The organism is Stenotrophomonas bentonitica, assembly GCF_013185915.1.
GTDB lineage: Bacteria > Pseudomonadota > Gammaproteobacteria > Xanthomonadales > Xanthomonadaceae > Stenotrophomonas > Stenotrophomonas bentonitica.
Genome location: NZ_JAAZUH010000002.1, coordinates 542,477 through 566,702, shown reverse-complemented (window position 1 = coordinate 566,702; position 24,226 = coordinate 542,477). Strand labels below are relative to the sequence as shown.

Sequence of the window (24,226 nt, the reverse complement as noted above, 5' to 3'; positions counted from 1 at the left end):
GGAAACTCCAGAGCGTCGGTGTGGGCCGAGTATGCCAATCGAGGCTTCAACATGCATTGACAGCCTTGGGAGGCTTCCGCATAATTCGCCCCCTGAGTCGCCCAGGTGGCGGAATTGGTAGACGCACTAGCTTCAGGTGCTAGCGGGGGCAACTTCGTGGAGGTTCGAGTCCTCTCCTGGGCACCACGACTCGGTAAATGATCAAACCCGCGAAAGCGGGTTTTTTCGTTTCTGCGCCACGCCCGTCGCGAACGATTTTTTCTGCGACATGCTGTTGACACAATCGCGGTTCTCCCGCAGAATTCTCCTCCTGAGTCGCCCAGGTGGCGGAATTGGTAGACGCACTAGCTTCAGGTGCTAGCGGGGGCAACTTCGTGGAGGTTCGAGTCCTCTCCTGGGCACCACGACTCGGTAAATGATCAAACCCGCGCAAGCGGGTTTTTTCGTTTCCGGGGTTTGGGTTTACCGCACGGACAACGCGCCGTAGAGCTGGGCTCTGCCCAGCTGCAGTTGGATTCAGGCGAACAGCCTTCGTTTGCACGGTGCCCCTGGCTTGGGCCGCCCGGTGCCGGTTTGCGGGGTCGCCGTAAACCCATCCATGGGGGCTACGCGGACGCCATCCATGGCGCCGAGTCCCCCGCAAACCGGCACCGGGCGACCCTTTGACAGTTGGCCGGTGGCCATGGGAAACGCGGATGTCGGCCGTTTGCCGACGTTGCGCCGCCGATTATTCCAATGCGTCACCGGGCGCGGAACATTTCACGGCGGTCGTTTGGGAACCGACCCTACCAAACGGCGCAGGCGCACCGCGTAGCGACACGCCATGCGTGTCCTCAGCCAAACCACCCGCGCACATTTGTGCCGATCCCAAGGTCGGCACATCCGCTTTTCCCGTGCCAGCCGACGCACTCTTGATGGGCCGGCGGGTGGGGGGTACGGGACCGTGAAGGCACATGGATGTGCCGCCCGAGCCTAACTGGAGATTTAAGGCGTGTCCCGTACCCCCCACCCGCCGGCCCAACACCAGGGAATGTCGCCGCCGCGGGCTGTTCGCCTGAATCCAACAGCGAGCCGGGCAGAGCCCGGCTCCACGCTGGGTGTGCAATCCGAGCGGCGCGCACAAAAGAAAAGCCCCGCACTTCTGCGGGGCTTTTGATTGCATCACGCGCGCAGTCAGTGCCCGCCAGCCGACGCCGCACCGGCGCCTGCGCCGAACGGCGGCTTGGCCAGCCAAAGGAAGGCGATGATCGCCAGGAACACCCAGCCCAGCAGGAAGAAGATGTCGTTGAAGCCCATCTGCGATGCCTGGTGGTTGATCATGTTGTTCAACGCCGCCGCGCCATGCTGCAGGTCGCCCTGCCCCATCGCCGTCACTTTCTCCTGCATGCCCGGCGTGTACACCGAAATGCTTTCGGTCAGGTGCGCGTGGTGCTCCTGCGTGCGGTGCGCCCACAGCCACGTCGTCAACGATGCCGCGAAACTGCCGCCCAGCGTTCGCAGGAACGTTGCCAGGCCCGAGCCCGCCGCGATCTCGCGACCGTCCAGGTCCGACAGCAGGATCTGCAGCACCGGCATGAAGAACAGGGCCACGCCAATACCCATGATCAGCTGCACCCCCGCCACGTGCGTGAAGTCCACCTGCAGGTTGAAACCCGAGCGCATGAAACTGGTGAACGACAGGAACACGAACGCGATCGACGCGATCCAGCGCATGTCGAAGCGCGACGCATACTTGCCCACGAACGGCGTCATGATCACCGGCAGGATACCGATCGGCGCCGTTGCCAGCCCCGCCCAGATCGCCGTGTAGCCCATGTCGCGCTGCAACCACTGCGGGATCAGCAGCGACACACTGAAGAATGCCGCATACGCCACCACCATCGCCAGCGTGCCCGCGCGGAAATTCCGATGCCGGAACAACCGCAGGTCCACGATCGGATCCTTGTCGGTCAGCTCCCAGATCAGGAACACCGCCAGCGCCACCACCGAAATGCAGGCCAGCGCAACGATCATCGGCGAACTGAACCAGTCCTCATCGTTGCCCAGGTCCAGCACCAGCTGCAGCGCGCCCACGCCGATGATCAGCGTGATCAGGCCCACGTAGTCCATCTTCGGCTTTTCGATGTGCTCCGGACGCCCCTTCAACTGGTTACGCACCACCAGCGCCGCGAAAATGCCCAGTGGCACGTTGATCAGGAATATCCATTCCCAACTGTAGTTGTCCGTGATCCAGCCGCCCAGGATCGGACCGCAGATCGGCGCCACCACCGTGATCATCGCCAGCAGCGCCAGCGCCTGCCCGCGTTTCTCCCGTGGATAGATCGACACCAGCAGCGACTGCGTGATCGGGTACATCGGCCCCGCCACGAAGCCCTGCAGCGCACGCGACACCACCAGCATGCCCATGCTCTGCGCCAGGCCACACAGTAACGACGCCACCACGAACGACAGCGTCGCCCAGATGAACAGCTTGGTCTCGCCGAACCGGCGGCTCAGCCAACCGGTCAGCGGCAGCGCGATCGCCGTACTGACCGCGAACGAGGTAATGACCCAGGTCGCCTGCTGCGAACTGGCGCCCAGGTTGCCGGCAATGGTCGGCAGCGAAACGTTGGCGATGGTGGTGTCGAGCACCTGCATGAACGAGGCCATGGCCAGGCCAGCAGTACACAGCGCGACATTGGCCGGCCGGAACGCGCCGGTCGCACCTGGCGCCGACGGCGCACCCGGCATGCCGGGTGCGGCGGGAGCTTGTGCGGACATGGCGGCCTCAGCTTGCCTTCGCCTGGCGCGGCAGGTTGCTCTGGATGATCTCGTGGATCACATCGTCCGCGTTGTGCAGCTGCGTGGCGTACACGTCGGTGTCGAACACCTGGCCCTTCGCAGGCGCCGTCGGCAGCACCGTGCCCTTCTGGTCGCGCAGGCTCACCTCGGCCTTCATCGACAGACCGATGCGCAGCGGATTGTCGGCCAGCTGCTTCGCATCGATGGCGATGCGCACCGGTACGCGCTGCACGATCTTGATCCAGTTGCCGCTCGCGTTCTGGGCCGGCAGCAGCGAGAACGCCGAACCGGTGCCCAGGCCCAGGCTGTCGATGCGGCCCTTGTACTTCACCTCACCACCGTACAGGTCCGAGCGCAGCTCCACTTCCTGGCCCAGGCGCATGTGGCGCAGCTGGGTTTCCTTGAAGTTCGCTTCCACCCACATCTGCTCGGTCGGCACCACCGCCATCAGCGCGTTGCCCGGCTGCACGCGCTGGCCAACCTGCACCGAACGACGCGCCACGTAGCCGCTGACCGGCGCCACGATGCCCGCGCGGGCGTTGTTGAGGTACGCCTGGCGCAGCTGCGCCGCAGCCGCCTGCACGTCCGGCTGGGTGGCAATCACGGTGTCGTCGACCAGCGCGTTGTTGCGCTCGAACGACTCGCGCGACCCGGCCACGGCCGCTTCGGCCGCCGCCAGCTCGTTGCGCGCATGCGCCAGCTCTTCATCGGAGATCGCGCCCGTTGCGGCCAGGCCCTTGCGGCGGGCGAAGTCTTCGCGCACGCGGTTCAGGGTGACCTGGCGCGCGCTCAGTTCGGCCTGCGCACCTTCCACGCTGCGGTACAGACCACGGGTCTGGCGCACGGTCCGGGCCAGGTTGGCGCGGGCCTGCTGCAGCGCCACTTCGGTGTCGGCCGGATCCAGCTGCACCAGCAGCTGGCCGCGCTCCACGCGCATGCCGTCGTCAGCGTTGATCGCCACCACCGTACCGGTGATCAGCGGGGTGATCTGCACCTGGTTGCCCTGCACGTAGGCGTCGTCGGTTTCTTCGAACCAGCGGCCGAACATGAAGTACCACAGCGCGGCGGCCGCGATCAGCAGCACCACGATGGCCAGCAGGCCACGCAGCAGCTTGCCGCGACGGGAAGGAGCTGCCGGAGCGGCAGCGGGAGCGGATGTCTGGCTCATGGGAGGACTCTCAGGAATGCGTGGATTCGGGGGCGGTGGCGAGCGTGGCGGTGTCGCCGGACGGGGTGAACCCGCCGCCGAGTGCCTGGCTCAGCCGGACCGAAACAAGGATCTGACGCGACTGCAGCGCGGCCAGCTGCTGCTGCGACTGCAGCAGCTGCGCTTCCACGCTCAGCACGTCCAGGTAGCTGCCGACACCGGCCTTGTAGCGCTGCTGCGCCAGGTCGTGCGCCGCGCGTGCGGTGTCCACGGCCTGCGCCTGCGACGCGGCCTGCTCGGCCAGCGAGCGCACTGCGTTGACCTGGTCGGCCACTTCGCGCAGTGCATCGACCACCGACTGGTTGTAGTTGGCCACGGCCAGGTCGTACTGCGCGTCGGTCTTGTCCAGGTTGGCGCGCAGGCGGCCGCCGTCGAAGATCGGCAGGCTCAGCGCCGGCGCGATGAAGGCGAAGGTCGAACCGCTCTTCAGCAGCTGGTCGACCTCACCGGCCACCACGCCGCCGAGGGCGGTAAGGTTGAGGCTGGGATAGAACTTCGCCTTGGACGCGTCGATCTCGCGACCGGCCGCTTCCACCCGCCAGCGCGCCGCCACGATATCCGGGCGACGGCCCAGCAGTTCGCTGGGCAACACGCTGGGCAACTGCAGGGCCAGCGGATTCAGCGGCTGCGGGCGTTCGATCTGCAGGCCGCGGTCCGGGCCCTGCCCGACCAGTGCGGCCAGCGCGGTGCGCGCATCGTCGATCTGCTGCTGCGCGGCCTGCAGCTGCTGCTGCGCGACCGGAATGCGGGCTTCGGCCTGGCGGGTCTGCAGGTCGCTGTCGATGCCGGCCGCGCGACGCTGGCGGACCAGGGTCAGGGTCTTCTGCGAGCGGTCCAGCTCTTCGCTGGCCACGTCGTGCAGGCGCCAGGCGTAGCCCAGCTGCGCATAGGCTTCGGCAATGCCGGCCGAGAGATTGAGGCGCGCGGCCTGCGCGTCGACTGCGGCGGCATGGCCGCTGTCCACGGCGGCTTCCCAGGCGGCACGCTTGCCGCCCCACAGGTCCACGCCGTAGCTCACGCTCACGTAGGCCTGGCCGCTGCCGGCATAGCTGCCGCCGAGCTCGTCACCGACCATCGATTCGGGCAGGCGCACGCCGGTGTAACCACCGGAGGCGTTGACGCTGGGCAGGCGGTCCGCATGCGCGGTACCGATCTGCGCGCGGGCCTGGCGCAGGCGCGCGTCGGCCGCGTCCAGCCCCGGATTGTGCTGCAGGCCTTCGGCGATCAGCGCGTCCAGCTGCGGGTCGTTGAGGGCGCGCCACCAGTCGGTGGCCGGCCACGCGGCCGGGCTCAGCGGGTGGCCGGCCAGGGTGCGCTGGGCCTGCAGGCTGTCGGCGTCGAGCAGCTTGCCGTGCGGTTCCAGGCCGCCGGTGCTGGCACAGGCGGCCAGCGCCAGGGCAAGCACGGACAGCAGCACCGGCCGCAGCGGTCGCAGCGATGAAGTGCGTTCAGTAATAGGAGTCATGGCGTAGTGAGGGAGTCACGGACACGGGTCAACAGGGAAAGCAGCATCTGGCGCTCGTCGGGAGACAGATCGCGCATGGCGTCGTCGATCACCCGGTCGCCGCGCTGCTGGAGCCGGGCCCACAACTGGCGGCCTTCGTCGGTCAGTACGATCTGCAGCGCACGCCGGTCCTGCGCATGCGGTTCACGGCGCACGCAGCCCAGCGCTTCCAGCTTGTCCAGCAGGCGGGTCACCGCGCTGGGCACCTGGTCCAGGGCCTGGGCCAGCTCGTTGGCGGTACACGGCGCGCGGAACGACAGCACCTTCAGGCCCAGGTAGTGGGTGAAGCCGATATCGAGGTTTTCCTCGGCCATGGACACGTCCAGCTCACGCATCAGGCCATCGCGGACCTGGCGCAGCAGCAGTCCCAGACTGGGCGGGGTTTCGGGGCAGATCATCATGGGGAGGCACTTTACTTCCGAAAAATATATTTCTCAATGGAAATATTCGATCTGGAAGCAAATGCAGTGTTGCCCCATTCAGAACACTGGCCCTGGCGCCCGATTCCTTCACATGGCTTGGCATCCTACGTCCTATGCGGATAATCGACGGCCTGCGAGGGCGACAGCCGTCTCGCCGTCTTTTGCCACAGGTATCCATCCCGCATGACCGATCTAGCCCGCCCCGCTTTCCACGGCTTTGAACAGCTTCCCCTGCGTGAATACGCTGAACGGGCGTACCTGGACTACTCGATGTACGTGGTGCTCGACCGTGCACTGCCGTTCATCGGCGACGGCCTGAAGCCGGTGCAGCGCCGCATCATCTATTCAATGAGCGAGCTGGGGCTGAACGCTGCGTCCAAGCCGAAGAAGTCCGCCCGTACCGTGGGTGACGTGATCGGTAAGTACCACCCGCACGGCGACAGTGCGTGCTACGAGGCGCTGGTGCTGATGGCGCAGCCGTTCTCGTACCGGTATCCGCTGATCGAGGGCCAGGGCAACTTCGGTTCGACCGATGACCCGAAGTCGTTCGCGGCGATGCGTTACACGGAGTCGAAGCTGACCCCGATCGCGGAGGTGCTGCTGGGCGAGATCAACCAGGGCACGACGGACTGGACGCCGAACTTCGACGGGACGCTGGAAGAGCCGACCTGGATGCCGGCGCGCCTGCCGCACCTGCTGCTGAACGGCACCACGGGTATCGCGGTGGGCATGGCGACTGACGTGCCGCCGCACAACCTCAATGAGATCGTCAGCGCGCTGCTGCACCTGCTGGACGATCCGGACGCGAGCCTGGACGCGCTGCTGGAGCACGTGAAGGGCCCGGACTACCCGAGCGCGGCGGAGATCATCACGCCGGCGGCGGACCTGCGGACGATGTACGACACGGGCTACGGCAGTGTGCGTGCGCGTTCGACCTTCCTGAAGGAAGGCACGAACATCGTCATCAATGCGCTTCCGTTCCAGGTGTCGCCGTCGAAGGTGATCGAGCAGATCGCGGCGCAGATGCGCGCGAAGAAGCTGCCGTGGCTGGAAGACATCCGCGACGAGTCGGACCATGCGAATCCGGTGCGGGTGGTGCTGGTGCCGCGTTCGAACCGGGTGGACGCGGAACAGCTGATGGGCCATCTGTTCGCGACGACGGACCTGGAGCGCAGCTACCGGGTGAATCTCAATGTGATCGGGCTGGACGGGCGTCCGCAGGTGAAGAACCTGAAGATGCTGCTGAGCGAGTGGCTGCAGTTCCGTGGGACCACGGTGACCCGCCGCCTCACCCATCGCCTGGAGAAGGTGGACCGTCGCCTGCACCTGTTGGAAGGCCTGCTGGTGGCGTTCCTCAACCTGGATGAGGTGATCCACATCATCCGTACGGAGGACGAGCCGAAGGCGGCGTTGATTGCGCGCTTCGGGCTGAGCGATGACCAGGCTGATTACATCCTGGAGACCAAGCTGAAGCAGCTGGCGCGCCTGGAAGAGATGAAGATCCGGGGCGAGCAGGACGAGCTGGCCAAGGAGCGCGAGAAGATCCAGTCGATCCTGGACAGCAAGGCGAAGCTGCGCAAGCTGATCCGCGACGAGCTGACGGCGGATGCGAAGAAGTTCGGCGATGCACGCCGTTCGCCGCTGGTGCAGCGTGGGGCGGCGCAGGCGATCGACGAGTCGGAGCTGGTGCCGAGCGAGCCGATGACGGTGGTGCTGTCGGAGAAGGGCTGGATCCGTGCGGCGAAGGGCCACGACATGGACCCGTCGACGCTGTCGTACCGTGAGGGCGATGCGTTGTTGGGTTCGGTGCGTTCGCGCAGTACGCAACAGGTTGCGTTCCTGGACAGCGAGGGCCGTGCGTATTCGACGCTGGTGCACACGCTGCCCTCGGCGCGCGGCAATGGCGAGCCGCTGACCGGCCGCTTCTCGCCGGCGGCGGGCAGTGCGTTCATGACGTTGGCCAGCGGGGAGAACGATACGCGCTTCGTGCTGGCGTCGACGCATGGCTACGGGTTCGTGACGCGCTTCGAGAACCTGACGGGCCGCAACAAGGCGGGCAAGGCAATGTTGAACCTGACGTCGGGTTCGAAGGTGCTGACGCCGGCGGTGGTGGCGAACCCGGAAGCGGATCGGATCGTGGCGGTAACCAGTTCGGGCAACCTGCTGGCGATCCCGGCGTCGGAGCTGCCGGAACTGGACAAGGGCAAGGGCAACAAGATCATCGACATTCCGAAGGCGAAGCTGGCAACGGAGCGTGTGGTGGCGGTGGTTGCGGTGGGCCCGGGCAACACGCTGCTGGTCCGCAGCGGCCAGCGCACCATGAACCTGTCGTACAAGGATCTGGAAACCTACATCGGCAGCCGCGCCACGCGCGGGCATCTGCTGCCGCGCGGGTGGCAGAAGGTGGATGGGTTGGCGGTGGAGTAAGCGCCCGCTTGCTTACGCTTCAATGCACGAACGGCCGGGACCTTCCCGGCCGTTCTGTTTTGGGCTCGGATTGCACGCGATCCGTAGAGCCGGGCTCTGCCCGGCTCGCTGTTGGATTCGGGCGAACAGCCGTGGGCCGCGCGGTTTGCCGGGTCAGGGCCGTCGGGGGTGGGTTTGCGGGGGACGCCGTGAATCCGTCCATGGAGGCTAAGTCGCGGCATCCATGCCGCTCATTCCCCCGCAAACCCACCCCCGCCGACCCTCCGATAGTGCGTCGGTCAGTCCCTGAAACGCGGTAGAGCCGGGCTCTGCCCGGCTCCCTTTGCCTCTCACCACCATCGCGGACCGGAGTTCAATCTTTCATTCGGCGGCACCAGCTCACGGGCCACCATCGTGGCTGCCCTGCGCTCCGGATGTCCCCACAATGCCAGGCTCAGCGAGAATCGATCCTCGTCGACATCCACATAGCGCTGCATCAACAACCGCAGCAACAACGATGGTGTCTTCTTTACCTTCCACGCGGCTGCGCGGAAGCGGCAGCGCAGCTCACTGTCGAGCGACGCCCTGGTGACATGCGGGTCTTCCAGAAGCGTGTAGTCGGGCTGCGTATCAAAGTCGTAAGGCGCCACAAAGCGAGGCTTTGACCGGGGCCCGGCAGGCGTGAGCAGGATTGCCCCGTTGCGCGCTTGAATCTTGATCAGACACCGAGGCGGGAATCCCAATCGGTGCAGCCACTTGCCGCGCAGCATGATCACCGGAACCGCCCCGGGCCATTCGGCGTCATCCTTCTCGGCCTGCGTCATTGCGGGTATTTCAGGACTGCACCCATCGTCGGACGGATGGGCGTTTGCAGCGGAACTATCAGAGGGCGTGTCAGCCCGATGCGTTTGCATGGTAGACCTCCTGCAGAGAATGACCTCTCGCCAGGATGGCGAGAGGCGTCGGGAGGCTACAACCGCGAACTAGCAAAACGGCGTGGTTATTCCCCTGTTGAGGGTGTTGTATTAACCACACTCCCGACACAGGAGGGCATCATTCTGCTAGTTGCGGAGTTTGTAGGCTCCGTGGGCAACAATGCAGTCGACCGCAAACAAAGAGAAATCGTTTATTTCTGCGGTTTTCGCAGCTTTAGTTGACGCAGCCTATCCCTGTCGCAAATGCCATCGTGGCCATGCGAAACGCATCACAGAAGCGATCGAAAGCAGCAAAGTTCGAGTCGATCAGAACATGCAAACCGCGTAGCGACACGCCATGCGTGTTCGCAGTTTCCATCCGAAAGCGACATTCCTGCCGGGCAAAGGCCGGCACCCGCGTTTCCCATGGGCACCGACGCACTATCGGAGGGTCGGCGGGGGTGGGTTTGAGGGGGCACGAGCCGCATGGATGCGGCGATGAGCCTACATGGATGTATTTACGGCGTCCCCCACAAACCCGCACCCGACGGCCCTGACCAGGGAACATTCAAGGGGTGCAGCTGTTCGCCTGAATCCAACAGCAGCCGGGCAGAGCCCGGCTCTACGGACGTCATGCAATCAGAGCAGCCAGGCAGGGCCTGGCTCTACCGAGCGCGCACAAAAAAACCGGGGAATCCCCCGGTTCTTCTGCATTTCGCTGGCTGGCGTTGGCTGGCTGGCGGGTACGCGGTACTCAGTGCGCGACGCTGCCCTTCGCTTCCATCTTGCTGGTCTGGTACAGCGCAAGGCCAATCCGCTTGATCAGGCTCAGCTGCTGCTCCAGCCACCAGGCGTGGTCTTCTTCGGTGTCCTTCAGCTGCACCAGCAGCATGTCGCGGCTCACGTAGTCCTGGTGCTGCTCGCACAGCTTCATGCCCGCCGCCAGGTTGTTGCGCACGCTGTACTCGGTGTCCAGGTCCTTCTGCAGCATTTCTTCCACCGTGACGCCCGGCTCGAAACCGTGCGGGCGCATGTCCGGCGTGCCGCCCAGGAACAGGATCCGGCGCAGCAGCGCGTCCGCGTGCTGGGTCTCTTCTTCCATCTCGTGGTTCAGGCGTTCGTATAGCGCGAACAGCCCCTGGTCTTCGTAACGGCGCGAATGGATGAAGTACTGGTCGCGTGCCGCAAGCTCGCCGCGCAGCAGTTCCTTCAGGCAGGCAATGACGTCCGGATGGCCTTTCATGGGGGTGTCCTTATGAATCAATGCGGGCATGGTGCCCTATCTGGAAATGCCGTGATCTAATCGGAATCAGTTGCAGTTGCGCTTGCCTCTACAATCGGGGCATCACGGACGTCGGGGAGACGGCATGCGTCGTTGGCTGAAGCGGTTGCTGTGGGCTTGTGCGGTACTCGGCGCGGTAGCGCTTGTCGTCATCGGCGTGGCATGGACCCTGCTTCGCGGCAGCCTCGCCCCCCTGGACGGAGACACCCCCCTCGCCGGCCTCCAGGCCCCCGTGAGCATCCAGCGCGACGCCCTCGGCGTGGTCACCATCGACGCCGCCAGCCAGGCCGATGCCATGCGCGCCCTTGGCATGGTCCACGCCCAGGAACGCTACTTCGAAATGGACCTCATGCGCCGCGCCGCCGCCGGCGAGCTTTCCGAACTGTTCGGGGCCGCCGCCGTCGACGTCGACAAGCGCATGCGCGTACACCGCTTGCGCGCCCGCACCGACGCCCACCTCGCCGACGCCCTCGGCGACCACGCCGACGTCCTCCAGGCCTATGTCGACGGCGTCAACCAGGGCGTCGGCGCCCTCCGCGTGCGCCCCTGGCCCTACCTCCTGCTGCGCCAGCAGCCGGCCGCCTGGTCCCGCACCGACTCCATCCTCACCGGCCTTGCCATGTACGCCGACCTGCAGGATCCCGCCAACCAGAACGAACTCGCCATGCGACGCATCCGCGACGTCGCACCACCGGCCCTGTATGCCCTGCTGAGCCATGACGGCAGCGAATGGGATGCGCCCCTGTTCGGCGACGCGCGCGGCAACGCCGTCCTGCCCGGCAAGGACGTGCTGGACCTGCGCAGCGACACCTCGGCTTCACCCGCCCCGGTGCCTGCCGAAGCCGACGTGCACGGCAGCAACAACTTCGCCGTCGCCGGCGCCCTCACCGCCGACGGCCGCGCCATCGTCGCCGACGACATGCACCTCGGCCTGCGCGCGCCCAGCCTCTGGTTCCGCGTACGCCTGCGCTATCCGGACGCGCTCGCCGCCGGGGGCAAGGTGGACGTCAGCGGCTTCTCGCTGCCCGGCCTCCCCGCCGTCGTGGTCGGCAGCAACGGCCACGTGGCCTGGGGCTTCACCAACAGCTACATCGACACCGCCGACTTCCGCCCCGTCGCCGCCAACGAACCCGGCGTGACCGTGCACGAAGAACGCATCCGCGTCGCCAACGCGCCGGCGGTGCGATTCCGCGTGCGCGAAACCGCCTGGGGACCGATCCTGCACGAACGCCCCGACGGCAGCGGCGAAGCGCTGCGCTGGACCGCGCAGCTGCCCGGCGCGGTGCGCCTGGACTTCGCCGACATGGCCCGCGCTGGCGATCTGGATGACGCCCTGAAGATCGCCGACCGCGCAGGCATTCCCACCCAGAACCTGCTGCTCGCCGACAGCCATGGCCGCATCGCCTGGCGCCTGCTCGGCGCGCGCCCGGACCGCGCCGCCGACTGTCCGCCGGACGGCTTCACTACCACCGCCCCGCCCAGCTGCGCGCCGTGGCCGATCCGCAGCGATGCGGCACCGGCGTTGATCGACCCGCCCTCGCACCGGCTCTGGACCGCCAACGGTCGTGTGCTGGATGGCGCCGAACTGGCTGTCGCCGGTGATGCCGGCTACGACCTCGGCGCCCGTGGACGGCAGATCCGCGACGACCTCAACGCGAAACAGCGTTTCTCCGAACGCGATCTGCTGGCGATCCAGCTCGACGACCGCGCCGTGCTGATGGAGCGCTGGTACCGATTGATGCGCGAGGTGGTGAGCCACAGCGACGACCCCGCGCTGAAGCGGCTGGAAGCCGCCACCCGCGAGTGGAACGGTCGCGCCTCGGCCGATTCGGTGAGCTACCGCGTCGCGCGTGGCTTCCGTGGCAAGTTGTTGGACGCCGTCTCTGCCGGGCTGCTGGCGCCGGCCAAGGCCACGCTGGGCGAAGACTACCTGGAGCCGCGGATGCCGCAGCTGGAAGGCGTGCTGTGGCCGCTGGTCACCGAACGACCGATGCATCTGCTGCCGCCGCCGTACGAGAGCTGGGAGGGCCTGCTCGCCGACACCGCCCGTGACCTGGAGAAGGACCTCGCCGAACAGGGCCCGAGCGTGGCCGAGCGCACCTGGGGCGAACGCAACACCGCCGACATCTGCCATCCGATCAGCCGCGCCCTGCCCGGCTTCGCCAGGCCGTGGCTGTGCATGCCGGCCGATCCGCTGCCCGGCGACAGCAACCTGCCGCGCGTGCAGGGGCCGAACTTCGGCGCGTCGCAACGCATGGTGGTATCGCCCGGGCATGAAGCCGACGGCATCATCCACATGCCGGGCGGCCAGAGTGGGCATCCGCTGTCGCCGTTCTGGGGCGCGGGGCATGAGGATTGGGCGCAGGGCAAGCCGACGCCGTTTTTGCCGGGGCCGGTGCAGCACACGATGACGTTGAAGCCCACCCCGTGACATGGGCGGCGGTAGAGCCGGGCCCTGCCCGGCTGCACCTTACCGCCGACGTTCCAGCAGGTTCATCAGCGGCCCGGTCATCGCCGTGGTCACCAGCGCCATGATCACCAGCACCGCAAACAACCGGTCGCCCAGGAAGCCCAGCTCGTAGCCCAGGTTGAGCACGATCAGCTCCATCAGGCCGCGGGTGTTCATCAACGCGCCGAGCTTCCAGGCTTCGTGGCTGTCCATGCCGGCGCTGCGCGCGGCACTCCACGTGCCCAGCAGCTTGCCGGCGGTGGCCAGCACGATCACCACCGCGCACAGCAGCAGGTCGCTGGTCTGCAGCGCGTCGGCGCGCATGCGCAGGCCGGTCATGGCGAAGAACAGCGGCAGCAGCAGGGTCACCGCGAACGGCTCCACTTTTGCGATCAACAGATTACGCAGCTGCGCATTGGACGACACCGCCACGCCGGCGGCGAACGCACCGAACAGGGCATGGATGCCCAGCACTTCGGTCACCAGCGCACTGGCCAGCGACAGCAGCAGCATGCCCAGCAGCCAGCGCCCTTCAGTGCCCTGCTGGATCTGCTGGCGCGCGAACCACGGCTTGACCACGCCGAGCATCAGCGCGATGAACGCCACGACGCACAGCAGGCTGAGGCTGGCCGGCACCCAGCCGGCTGCCTGCGCGGCGGCCACGATGAGAGCCAGAAGGCACCACGCGGTGGCGTCGCCGAGCGCGGCGCAGGCGATGGCGGTCTGGCCCAGCGGGGTCTGGCTGATGCCACGGTCAGACAGGATCCGCAGCAGCACCGGGAACGCGGTGATGCTCAGCGAGATGCCGACGAACAGGGCGAACGCGGTGAAGCCCACGCCCTGCGGGCCGTGCTCGGGATACAGCCAGATCGCCAGCAGCACGCCGAGCACGAACGGCACGGCAATGCCGGCATGGCTGACGGTAAAGGCGAAACGGCGGCGGCCGCGCAGGCCGCCCAGGTCGAGTTCGGCGCCGGCCACCAGCAGGAACATGAGCACGCCGAGCTGGCTGAGCATGCCCAAGGGGCCCAGCGAGGTGGCCGGGAACAGCGCACCGTGCAGGCCCGGCAGCAGGCTGCCAAGCACCAGCGGGCCCATCATCAGGCCGGCGGCCATTTCGCCGATCACCGCGGGTTGGCCGAGTCGCTTGAGCAGCGCGCCTGCGCCCTTGGCCACGATCAGCAGCACCAGCAGCTGCAGCAGGAACAGGCCCAGCGGCGAGGCCAGGTGCTGGGCCCAGTCGCTGCCCACCACCGGTTCGGCCTTCACCGCTACGGCCGGCATTTCAGGGCCGGCGTAACGGGCCAGGCCAAGGCCGATCAGCAGGGGAACACCGGCCCAAGCCAGGTACTGCCATCCCCATTTCATCCGCTGCACGGTGCCTCCGGTGGGTACGTCCATGAGCATCCCCCAATGCATGAAAGGGGGATGGTAACCGGTGGACCGCGCCTGTGGTGGGGCTTACGCCAGGGCCTGCTCATGGACACCGGCGACGGCGCGGCCCGAGGGGTCGGCCATGGCGGCGAAGCTGGCGTCCCAGGCGATGGCGGCCGGCGACGAGCAGGCGATGGACTTGCCGCCCGGGACGGTTTCGGCAGCGGCCTGGCTGGGGAAGTACTGCTCGAAGACGTGGCGGTAGTAATAGGCCTCCTTGGTCTGCGGCGGGTTGTGCACGAAGCGCTTGTCGGCGGCGGCCATGACCCGGTCGCTGATCTGGGCTTCGGCATGCGCCTTGAGTCCGTCGATCCAGCCGTAGCCGACGCCGTCGCTGAACTGTTCTTTCTGGCGCCACAGGATGGAATCGGGCAGGTAGCCTTCGAAGGCTTCGCGCAGCACGGCCTTTTCGATCCGGCGGGCGCCGTCGCCACCCTGCCCGACCATCTTGTGGCGGGCGTCGATGCGCATGGCGACGTCGAGGAATTCGCGGTCGAGGAACGGAACGCGCGGTTCGACGCCCCAGGCCATCATCGACTTGTTGGCGCGCAGGCAGTCGTAGTTGTTGAGCGCGTCGAGCTTGCGCACGAGTTCTTCGTGGAATTCGCGGGCGTTGGGGGCTTTGTGGAAGTACAGGTAGCCGCCGAAGATTTCGTCGCTGCCTTCGCCGGAGAGCACCATCTTGACGCCCATGGCCTTGATGCGGCGGGCGAGCAGGAACATGGGGGTGGAGGCGCGGATGGTGGTGACGTCGTAGGTTTCGACGTGGCGGATGACGTCGGGCAGTGCGTCGAGGCCTTCTTCGAAGGTGTACTCGAAGCCGTGGTGGACGGTGCCGAGCGCTTCGGCGGCGATGGCGGCGGCGGCGAGGTCGGGGGAGCCTTTCAGGCCGATGGCGAAGGAGTGCAGGCGCGGCCACCAGGCTTCGCTCTGGTCGCCGTCTTCGATGCGGTGGCGGGCGTAACGGGCGGCGACGGCGGCGACGAGGGAGGAATCGAGGCCGCCGGAGAGCAGGACGCCGTAGGGCACGTCGGTCATCAGCTGGCGGTGGACGGCACGTTCGAAGGCTTCGCGCAGGGCGGCGCGGTCGGCGTCGACGCCTTCGACGGCGGCGTAGTCGCGCCAGGGGCGTTCGTAGTACCGGGTGAGGGTGTCGGTGGCGCTGTCGTACCAGTGGCCGGGCGGGAACTGGGCGGCGTCGGCGCAGGTGTCGACGAGCGATTTCAGTTCGGAGGCGACCAGCAGGCGACCGTCCTTGTCATGGCCCCAGTAGAGGGGCACGACGCCGATGGGGTCGCGCGCGATCAGGACGCGTTGCTTGGCGCGGTCCCACAGGGCGAAGGCGAAAATGCCGTTGAGGCGGTTGAGGAAGGACGATGGCGTGTCCTGCTGGTAAAGGGCGTTGATGACTTCGCAGTCGGAACCGGTCTGGAAGGCGTAGGGCTGTTCGAGTTCGGCCTTGAGTTCGCGGTGGTTGTAGATTTCGCCGTTGACGGCGAGGGCGAGGCTGCCATTTTCGGAGAGCAGCGGCTGGGAGCCACCGGCGGGGTCGACGATGGCGAGGCGTTCGTGGACGAGGATGGCGCCGTCGTCGACATGGACGCCGCTCCAGTCGGGACCGCGATGGCGCTGGCGCTGGGAGAGGTCGAGCGCATGGCGGCGCAGGACGGTGAGGTCATCGCCGGCCTGCAGGCCGAACATTCCGAAGATCGAACACATGGGAACAGCTCCTTGAGGTTGGGGGAATACACGTAACGGCTGCATTCGACCGGCCACCCATTCCGGGCCTGACCTGCACCCGGAAAACAAAAAACCCGCATCGGCCGATGCGGGTTTTCTGGGTTCCGGGCGTGTGTTGCTTGTTCTAGCCCTGGTCGCAGTCCCGCATCGGCCGCGCACGATTATTCGCGCGCAGATTATTGCGGTTGGTGTTGTTGACGGCGGTGGCCAGGAGCGAGGACATGGGTCGACCGTAGCGCTGTTTCCGGGGGAGTGCAACAGTTGCTGTCGCAACCTACGCGGGTGGGCGTGCCCTCTGGCTGCCTTCCTCCCGCCCTGCCCGGCTGCTCCGGGTTGCATGCGATCCGTACCGCCGGGCCCTGCCCGGCTGCTGTTGGTTTTGGGCGAACAGCCTTCGTCTGCCGGCTCTCCTGGTTGGGGCCGCCGGGCGGGGGGGGTACGGGACACGCCTTAAATCTCCCGTTAGGCTCGGGCGGCACATCCATGTGCCTTCACGGTCCCGTACCCCCCCACCCGGCGACCCCTCGACGGTGTGTTGGTGGCCATGGGAAACGCCGCCGTCGGCCGGTGGCCGACGCAGTGATTTTGTTCGCTTGTCAGGCGTTACCGGGCGTTGATTTGTTCACGGCGGTTGTTTGGGAACCAACCCTACCGGAGCGCAGCCCGCATTCGTGTCGACCGTCGGTCGACACATCGGCTATTCCCATGGCCTGCGACCCACTTTCGGAGGGTCGGCGGGGGTGGGTTTGAGGGGGCACGAGCCGCATGGGTCGGGCGCATGCGCCCGACGGGTTGGGCAGGAGCCCAGCCCCGGTCTTGCCGTGTGCGCAGGACAGCGCACACGTGCAAGCGGCGATGAGCTTACATGGACGTACTTGCAGCGTCCCCCACAAACCCGCACCCGACGGCCCTGACCAGGGAGACCCCGCAGGCCAAGGCTGTTCGCCTGAATCCAACAGCGAGCCGGGCAGAGCCCGGCTCTACCGGACGCCATGCAATCAAATCAACCGGCCAGCAGGCGCTCGATAAGGCGCTGGTAGAGCGCGGGGAGTGCTTCCAGGTCGGCTACCGAGACGTTCTCGTCCACCTGGTGGATGCTGGCGTTGACCGGGCCCACTTCGATGCACTGCGCGCCCAGCGGCGCGATGAAGCGGGCGTCCGAGGTGCCGCCGCCGGTGCTCTCTTCCGGCGGCGCGCCGGCGAATTCGCCCAGCACTTCGCGCGCGACCTGGCGCAGCGTGCCTTCCGGCGTGTAGAACGGCTCGCCGCTGCGGTGCCACTTCAGCCGGTATTCCAGCCCGTGGCGGTCCAGCAGCGCCGAGATCTCCTGCTCCAGCGCGTCCGCGTTCCAGTGCGGGTTGTAGCGCAGGTTGAACAACACCTGCAGCTCGCCCGGGATCACGTTGTTGGCGCCCGTGCCCGCATGGATGTTCGACACCTGCAGGCTGGTCGGCGGGAAACTCTCATACCCCTCGTCCCACTCCCGCGCCGTCAGCTCCGCCAGCGCCGGCGCCGCCAGGTGGATCGGATTACGCGCCTTGTGCGGGTACGCCACATGGCCCTGCACGCCCTGCACCGTCAGCGTCGCCGACAGGCTGCCGCGCCGGCCCACCCGCAACAGATCACCCAGCACCGCCGTCGACGACGGCTCACCAGTGATACACCAGTCGATCGCCTGGCCGCGCTCCCGGAACAGCGTTGCCACCCGGCGCACCCCATCGATCGCGTCGCCTTCCTCGTCGCTGGTCAACAGCACCGCCAGCGTGCCCGCATGCTGGGGATGCGCCGCCACGAACTGCTCCGCCGCCACCACGAACGCCGCCACGCTGCCCTTCATGTCCGCCGCGCCGCGCCCGTACAGCACGCCATCGCGGATCTGCGGATCGAACGGATCGCTGCGCCACGCCTCCACGGGCCCGCTCGGCACCACGTCGGTGTGACCCAGCAGCACCAGCACCGGCGCACCCTGCCCGTGCGTGGCCCACAGGTTGTCGACCTCGCCCAGGCGCAGGTGCTCGCACTCGAAACCGGCACGCGCCAGCCGCCCGGCCAACAGCGCCTGGCAGCCCGCGTCTTCCGGCGTGACCGAGGGACGCGCGATCAGGTCGCAGGTCAGCGCAACGACGTCGTTCATGCACCCACTCCGAAACGCTGCTTGAAACCGTTGTCGGAGAAACCCTGGCTCATCACCCCATCGTCGGTGACCACTACCGGCCGCTTGATCAGCTGCGGATGCTCGCGCAGCAGCAGCTTCCATTCCGCGTCCGACGCTGCCGCCTTGCGGTTCTCCGGCAGCTGCCGCCAGGTGGTCGACGACCGGTTCACCAGCGCCGCGAAGCCACCGGCCTGCGCCGCCCAGTCGACCAGCGTTTCCGGGCTGGGCTTCTGCTCACGGTAATCGACGAAGGTGTACGCCACCTGGAAGCGGTCGAGCCACTTGGTGGACTTCTTGCAGGTGTCGCAGTTCTTGAGGCCGTAAACGGTGGTGGTCATTGCTGACAGGTACTCATGGTGAGGGCAGCGGACGCGCAGTGCGCCCGAGTATAGCCCCGGCTGGCAGCTGCTTCGGCGCATGCCTGATCAGGTCGCTGCATTATGGTCATTGAGCTTGCCCAGCAGCGTGCGCTGCCAGCTCGCCAGGCAGATTTCGAACCCCAGCTTCCCTCCCACCAGGGGTCGCCCGTTGCGGTCGACCAGCTGGTTCAGCTGCGCGACCATGAAACTGCGCATGCCCGACAGCTGCAACCCATACTGCGGCGCGTAGATCGGATCGGCCAGATGCAGCTGCAGGCACACGCTGTCCATGTCCAGCAACAGTTGCACGCGCGAGGCGCCATCCAGCGTGATCCGCCCCGACAGGACCGCCACGATCAGGGAATTGGTCGCGCTGATGGCCTCCTGTCGATCCCTACGGTCGGCGGCGCCACCCAGCACGATCAACTCGTTCGCCGCCTGGGTGAAGGCAACCAGCTCGGTAGGCGGGCCCCATGGCTCGGCCTCGGCCGACAGCGGCCGCCCCAGGTAGGCCGCCTGCGTCGCAGCTGCGCTCGCGGCAGGGGTCGTTGCAGCCGGCGCGACCGCAATGCCGGCACGCACTACCTCGGAAAATCTGCGCCCGTCGTGCGGGTTGTCGGGCAACGGCCCACGTACCGCTTCCTGCAGCGCCAGGCGGGCCTGTACCCGTTCCTTCTGTTTGCCTAGCCATTCGCAGTAGTACTTCGAGCTGTAGGCCAGGTCCTCGCGCAGGTTGCGCTCCTCACCGAACCCGTGGAATTCGCAGTTGCGCTGGTCCCACACGCCGCGCGAGGGCACGCGTGCTTCTTCGATGATCGGCTTGAGCGCGTACGCTGCATTGAGCTCCAGTATGTCCACCCCCACTTTGCAACGCCGACTGGCACCTAGCGGTCCGAGTCGGCGCAGGTACTGCACACCGTAGCGGGCGACCAGCGCCAGCGTGCGGCTTTCCCAGCTGAGCAACTGGTTGGGCTGCTTCTGGAGCAGCTCCGGCACCCGCAGCAGCAGGCTGTCTGCCGCCGGTCGCGGCAGCACGCCGTCCACCGGGCGCACCATCTGATGCTCAGAGGCGCGCAGCGTGCTGACCAGGCCGAACGCGAGGCAGGTGCCGGTCACCGCGTGCGCCGGCAACTGGGCCAGCTTGGCCTCGAAGATCGGCTGCAGGTGCCTGGTAATGGTGTGGCTGCAGCTTTCCTGCAATGGCCGGTGATTGATCAGCTCGCCGAGGTGGAACATGATCACGCTGAGGTTTTCCAGGGTGAAGTCCTGGCGCGCGCGGATCGCTGCGATGGCACGGTTTCCTGCACGCTGCAGCTGCCGGCTGTCGAAGGGTAGCGTGCCGCTCCTGCGTACCAGCTGGCACAGGATTTTGAGTGCTTTTCCCAGATAGATGTTGGACACCCGCTGCGGATCGTCGCTGTCGCTTGGAAAGACACTGGCCGCAAGTACGGCGCTCAGCGTGCCCAGGTCCGCACCGATGCCGGACAGGTCGGCGTTTTCATTGACCAGCAGGCCGGTCTTGACGATTTTTTTGTACAGTGCCGAGACGATATGGTCGGCGTCGCTCAGGCGTACGCAATGCTCGCCCATGGGCACCGGCGGCATGCCTTGGAATCCCTGCGCGTTGTACACCCTGTCGGGCGTCGCCACGCCGTGCGCCGTGGTTGCGGCAGGAATCACGGACGGAACTGGAAGATAGGAGATGACCGGGACGGCGTTGCCGACGTTTTCCATGCGAGGCCCTTCTGCCAGGAAAACGGCAGCATAGCCACGCCCCGGCGGTGCCGGGACGATGGACGGTTCAAGCTGTGACGCGGTTTGCGAAGCCAACGCGTTGCGCGTGGCAGAAGCGTCACGGGGCATCGTTGCGATGCCCCGATTGCGTCACTGGATCAGTCGGCCAGGCCGCGCAGCAGTTCGTTGACGCTGGTCTTGCTGCGGGTCTTGGCGTCGACCTGCTTGACGATCACCGCACAGTACAGCGAGTGCGAGCCGTCCTTGGACGGCAGCTGGCCGGACACCACCACGCTGTACGGCGGCACCGAACCGTAGCTGATCTCGCCGGTGGCGCGGTTGTACACGCGGGTACTCTGGCCCAGGAACACGCCCATGCCGATCACGCTGTGGTGGCCGACCACGAAGCCTTCCACCACTTCCGAACGGGCGCCGATGAAGCAATGGTCTTCGATGATGGTCGGGCTGGCCTGCAGCGGTTCGAGCACGCCGCCGATGCCGGCACCGCCGGACAGGTGGCAATGCTTGCCGATCTGCGCGCACGAACCCACCGTGGCCCAGGTGTCGACCATGGTGCCTTCGCCCACGTAGGCGCCGATGTTGGTGAAGCTCGGCATCAGCACCACGTCCTTGCCGAAGTAGCTGCCACGGCGCGCGATCGCACCGGGCACTACGCGCACGCCGGCACGGCGGAACTTCGCCTCGTCGAAGCCGGCGAAGCGCGACTCGACCTTGTCCCAGAACGGCGCCGGACGCGCATCCACCACCGCCATGTCGTTAACGCGGAAGTACAGCAGCACCGCCTTCTTCAGCCACTCGTTGACCTTCCAGCCGCCATGGCCGTCGGGTTCGGCCACGCGGAATTCGCCGGTTTCCAGGCCATCGATGACGCGCCCGACCAGCGGCTTGGTCGAGCCTTCGATCTCATGCAGGGTCAGCGTGGCACGGCGCTCGAACGCGCTTTCGATGCCGAACTTGAGCTCTTCCACGCCCGGCGTGGCCGGCTTGCGCAGCGACTTGCGGGCGATGGTCTCGGCGCGCTTGGCCGCAGTTTCCGCAGCGCTGCTGGCGGCCGTCTTCTTCGCCGGTGCCTTCTTTGCCACGGCGGCCTTCTTCGCGACCGGCGCGGTCTTCTTCGCAGCAGTCTTCGGGGCCGCCGCAGTCTTCGCGGCAGTCTTCTTGGCAGGCTTGGTGGCCATCAGTGGGGGTCTCCGGCTTTTCGATCAGGGTCCAGGCAGGCCAGCATCGCGTCGCGCAGCTGCTGCCTGGCGGTTTCGGTAAGGGGGCGGTCGTGTTCATCGCTGATCACGAACATGTCTTCGGCGCGCTCGCCGAACGTGGCGATGCGCGCGTCGTGCACGCGCAGGCCCTGGTTGCGCAGCACGAAGGCGACATCGGCCAGCAGCCCGGGGCGGTCGGGCGCGACCAGGCTGAAACGGGTGCCGCCGGTGTCGTTGTCGTTGGCATCGCGGAATTCGATGCGCGGGGCGAAGCGGAAGTGGCGCAGCTGGCGCGGCACCACCCGGCGCGAGGGGCGCAGCTGGGCCAGGTCGCCGGCCAGCGCGTCGCGCAGGGCCGCTTCCAGGCGCGGCGCGTCGCCGTCGGCGAAGCTGTCGGCCGGGGTGACTTCGAAGGTATCGAAAATGGTGTCGACCGGGCCGTCCAGCACGCGCGCGCGATGGATGCCGTAGCCCTTGCGGTCCAGGGTCATCACGATCGCGGCGAACAGGCCGTCGCGGTCCGGCGAATGCACGAACACTTCCAGCGCATCGTCGTCGGCGTTGATCCGGCGGACCTTGACCAGGGTCTGGCCCTGCTTGACCGGTACCAGCGCCGCCGCCTGCCAGGCCAGCTGCTCCGGGCGCAGGCGGATGAAGCTCTCGTCCGGCATCACGGTGAACTGGCGGTCGATGGTGGCGTCGTCATAGCCGCGTTCGCGCACCAGCGCGCGCACCGTTTCGCGCGCCTCGAGCACGCGTTCGGCGGCCGGCATCTGGTTTTCCAGTCCGTCGCGCAGCGCACGGCGCGCGGCGAAGTACAGGTCGGCCAGCAGCCGGTCCTTCCAGGTATTCCACAGCTTGGGGCTGGTCCCGGCGATGTCGGCGCAGGTCAGCAGGTACAGGTAATCGAGCCGGTCGCGGCTGCCTACCAGGGTGGCGAATCGGTGGATCACGTCCGGGTCGGAGATGTCCTGCTTCTGCGCGGTGACCGACATGCGCAGGTGCTGCTCGACCAGCCAGGCCACCAGTTCGGTGTCCGAGCTGCCCAGTCCGTGCGCCTGGCAGAACGCGCGCGCGTCGACCGCGCCCAGTTCGGAATGGTCGCCGCCCCGGCCCTTGGCAATGTCATGGAACAGCCCGGCCAGCAGCAACAGTTCCGGTTTGCGCAGGCGCGGCCAGACTTCATGCGCGATCGAGAAACGCTCGTCGGCGCGGCTGGTCGCGAACAGGCCCATGTTGCGCAGGACCATCAGCGTGTGCTGGTCCACGGTGTACACATGGAACAGGTCGAACTGCATGCGCCCGGACACCTGCGCGAACGCGGGAATCCACTGCCCCAGCACGCCCAGCCGCGCCATGCGCGCCAGCGTGTCGACCGCGCGCGGGCTGCGCAGCAGGGCCATGAACTGTTCGCGTGCGGCAGGGCTGGCGTCGGTGTACGCCGGCAGCTCGCCCAGCGATTCGGCCAGCGCGCGCGCGGTCAGCGAATGCAGGCCGCGCACGTCGGGGTTATATGCCCAGCTGGAAAACAGCGCGAACACCTGTTCGATGTCGCCCTGCGGCCACCGCGGATCATTCGCGGCCAGGTAGCCACGGCGCAGCGAGAAGCCCACGCTGACCGGCTCGGGCACGGCTTCGCCGTCGAACTGCTCCTCGAACCGCTGCAGCAGCCGGTCGCTGATCCGCCGCACTACGGTGGCGCTGCGGTAGAAGCCCTGCATCATTTTTTCGACCGCCAGGCTTTCCACGTCGTCGACGAAGCCCAGCCGCGCGGCCAGGGTCTTCTGGTAGTCGAAGCGCAGGCGCTCTTCCGGGCGGTTGGCGACCAGGTGCAGTCCGAAGCGCAGCTGCGCCAGCGCGCAGCGCTCGCGGCGCAGGGCCACCGCTTCGTCCGCGCCCAGGTGGCCCAGGCCGACCAGTGCTTCCAGTTCGCGCACGCCGAACGCGCGCAGCGCCATCCAGCCCAGGGTGTTGAGGTCGCGCAGGCCGCCGGGGCCGTCCTTGATGTCCGGCTCCAGGTTGTCGGCGGTGTCGCCGAAGCGCTGGTGGCGCGCCAGCAGCTCGTCGCGCTTGGCCAGGAAGAACTCGCGCGGCGGCCACAGGCCGTCGCTGTTGACCGCCTGCTTCAGCGCCTGGCGGGCGGCGTCGTCGGCCACCAGCGGGCGCGATTCGATCAGCGCGGTGAGCACGGTCTGGTCGGCACTGGCCTGCACGCATTCGTGCGCCGAACGCACCGCGTGGCTGACCGGCAGGCCGCAGTCCCAGAGCAGCGCGAACAGGCGCGCCAGGGCCGTTTCATGGGTGCGCTGCGCCTGCGTCGGGCCGAATACCAGCAGGTCGATGTCCGAGCGCGGGAACAGTTCGCCGCGGCCATAGCCGCCCACCGCGAACAGCGCCAGCCCGGCGTCGGCCGGAATGCAGCGCTGCCACGCCAGGCGGATCAGGTGGTCGGCCGCACGCGCACGCAGCGCCAGCAGGCGCTCGATGTTGTCGCCCTGGTCGAAGCGGCGGTACAGGCGCGCGTCCGCCTGCTGCAGGGTCTGGCGGGCCTCCGCCGCCCACTCGGGGTCGGCGACGGCGTCGGCCGGCGCGTCCAGGGTCGGGCTCGCCGGCAGCATG

At 67.3% G+C, this 24,226-nt stretch carries 15 protein-coding genes and 2 tRNA genes; 4 read left to right on the top strand and 13 right to left on the bottom strand.

The genetic code is table 11. The features are described from left to right. Positions 1 to 99: 99 nt before the first annotated feature. A tRNA-Leu gene (locus HGB51_RS13645) sits at positions 100 to 186 on the top strand. Between the two features lie 131 nt (positions 187 to 317). Next, positions 318 to 404: transfer RNA gene (locus HGB51_RS13640), tRNA-Leu, on the top strand. A gap of 769 nt (positions 405 to 1,173) precedes the next feature. On the opposite strand, the gene HGB51_RS13635 is transcribed toward HGB51_RS13640, so the two are convergent. Genes HGB51_RS13635 through HGB51_RS13620 form a run of 4 tightly spaced genes read right to left on the bottom strand, consistent with a single transcriptional unit; the run spans position 1,174 to position 5,890 of the window. Next, positions 1,174 to 2,760, bottom strand: a complete 1,587-nt coding sequence (locus HGB51_RS13635) for a DHA2 family efflux MFS transporter permease subunit (protein ID WP_070209455.1) — start codon at positions 2,758 to 2,760, stop codon at positions 1,174 to 1,176. A gap of 7 nt (positions 2,761 to 2,767) precedes the next feature. After that, positions 2,768 to 3,949, bottom strand: a complete 1,182-nt coding sequence (emrA, locus tag HGB51_RS13630; RefSeq protein WP_070209456.1) for a multidrug efflux MFS transporter periplasmic adaptor subunit EmrA — start codon at positions 3,947 to 3,949, stop codon at positions 2,768 to 2,770. 10 nt (positions 3,950 to 3,959) lie between these two features. Continuing rightward, entirely contained in the window at positions 3,960 to 5,453 is a 1,494-nt protein-coding gene (locus tag HGB51_RS13625) for an efflux transporter outer membrane subunit (RefSeq protein ID WP_070209457.1), read from the bottom strand. After that, on the bottom strand, positions 5,450 to 5,890 hold the full coding sequence (locus HGB51_RS13620) for a MarR family winged helix-turn-helix transcriptional regulator (protein WP_070209460.1): 441 nt from the start codon (positions 5,888 to 5,890) through the stop codon (positions 5,450 to 5,452). Before HGB51_RS13620 ends, HGB51_RS13625 begins: the two co-directional genes overlap by 4 nt. A 207-nt stretch (positions 5,891 to 6,097) precedes the next feature. On the opposite strand from HGB51_RS13620, the gene parC reads away from it, so the two are divergent. After that, a complete protein-coding gene (gene parC / locus HGB51_RS13615) occupies positions 6,098 to 8,341 on the top strand; it encodes a DNA topoisomerase IV subunit A (RefSeq protein ID WP_070209458.1) in 2,244 nt (747 codons plus the stop codon). A 329-nt stretch (positions 8,342 to 8,670) separates the two neighbouring features. On the opposite strand, the gene HGB51_RS13610 is transcribed toward parC, so the two are convergent. Together HGB51_RS13610 and bfr are read right to left on the bottom strand one after the other, a co-directional pair. Further along, positions 8,671 to 9,144 carry a SymE family type I addiction module toxin gene (locus tag HGB51_RS13610; protein WP_070209459.1) on the bottom strand — a complete coding sequence of 158 codons (474 nt, stop codon included), beginning with the start codon at positions 9,142 to 9,144 and terminating at the stop codon, positions 8,671 to 8,673. Between the two features lie 844 nt (positions 9,145 to 9,988). Continuing rightward, entirely contained in the window at positions 9,989 to 10,477 is a 489-nt protein-coding gene (bfr, locus tag HGB51_RS13605) for a bacterioferritin (protein WP_070209506.1), read from the bottom strand. 124 nt (positions 10,478 to 10,601) lie between these two features. On the opposite strand from bfr, the gene HGB51_RS13600 reads away from it, so the two are divergent. Then, entirely contained in the window at positions 10,602 to 12,947 is a 2,346-nt protein-coding gene (locus tag HGB51_RS13600; RefSeq protein ID WP_070209507.1) for a penicillin acylase family protein, read from the top strand. 39 nt (positions 12,948 to 12,986) lie between these two features. Here the strand turns inward: HGB51_RS13600 and HGB51_RS13595 are convergent, their stop codons facing one another. The 7 genes from HGB51_RS13595 to HGB51_RS13565 all read right to left on the bottom strand — a co-directional run bounded on the left by HGB51_RS13595 (position 12,987) and on the right by HGB51_RS13565 (position 24,225). Continuing rightward, positions 12,987 to 14,372, bottom strand: a complete 1,386-nt coding sequence (locus tag HGB51_RS13595) for a cation:proton antiporter (RefSeq protein ID WP_070209508.1) — start codon at positions 14,370 to 14,372, stop codon at positions 12,987 to 12,989. Positions 14,373 to 14,426: 54 nt separating this feature from the next. After that, entirely contained in the window at positions 14,427 to 16,118 is a 1,692-nt protein-coding gene (gene asnB, locus HGB51_RS13590; RefSeq protein WP_070209509.1) for an asparagine synthase B, read from the bottom strand. Between the two features lie 1,024 nt (positions 16,119 to 17,142). After that, entirely contained in the window at positions 17,143 to 18,273 is a 1,131-nt protein-coding gene (gene dapE / locus HGB51_RS13585; protein ID WP_070207518.1) for a succinyl-diaminopimelate desuccinylase, read from the bottom strand. Then, positions 18,270 to 18,632, bottom strand: a complete 363-nt coding sequence (locus HGB51_RS13580) for an arsenate reductase (protein WP_070207519.1) — start codon at positions 18,630 to 18,632, stop codon at positions 18,270 to 18,272. Before HGB51_RS13580 ends, dapE begins: the two co-directional genes overlap by 4 nt. Before the next feature lie 87 nt (positions 18,633 to 18,719). Then, a complete protein-coding gene (locus tag HGB51_RS13575; RefSeq protein ID WP_141739104.1) occupies positions 18,720 to 20,333 on the bottom strand; it encodes a hypothetical protein in 1,614 nt (537 codons plus the stop codon). 212 nt (positions 20,334 to 20,545) lie between these two features. After that, positions 20,546 to 21,586, bottom strand: a complete 1,041-nt coding sequence (dapD, locus tag HGB51_RS13570) for a 2,3,4,5-tetrahydropyridine-2,6-dicarboxylate N-succinyltransferase (RefSeq protein ID WP_070207521.1) — start codon at positions 21,584 to 21,586, stop codon at positions 20,546 to 20,548. Further along, entirely contained in the window at positions 21,586 to 24,225 is a 2,640-nt protein-coding gene (locus HGB51_RS13565; protein ID WP_070207522.1) for a [protein-PII] uridylyltransferase, read from the bottom strand. Before HGB51_RS13565 ends, dapD begins: the two co-directional genes overlap by 1 nt. Between the last annotated feature and the right edge of the window lies 1 nt (position 24,226).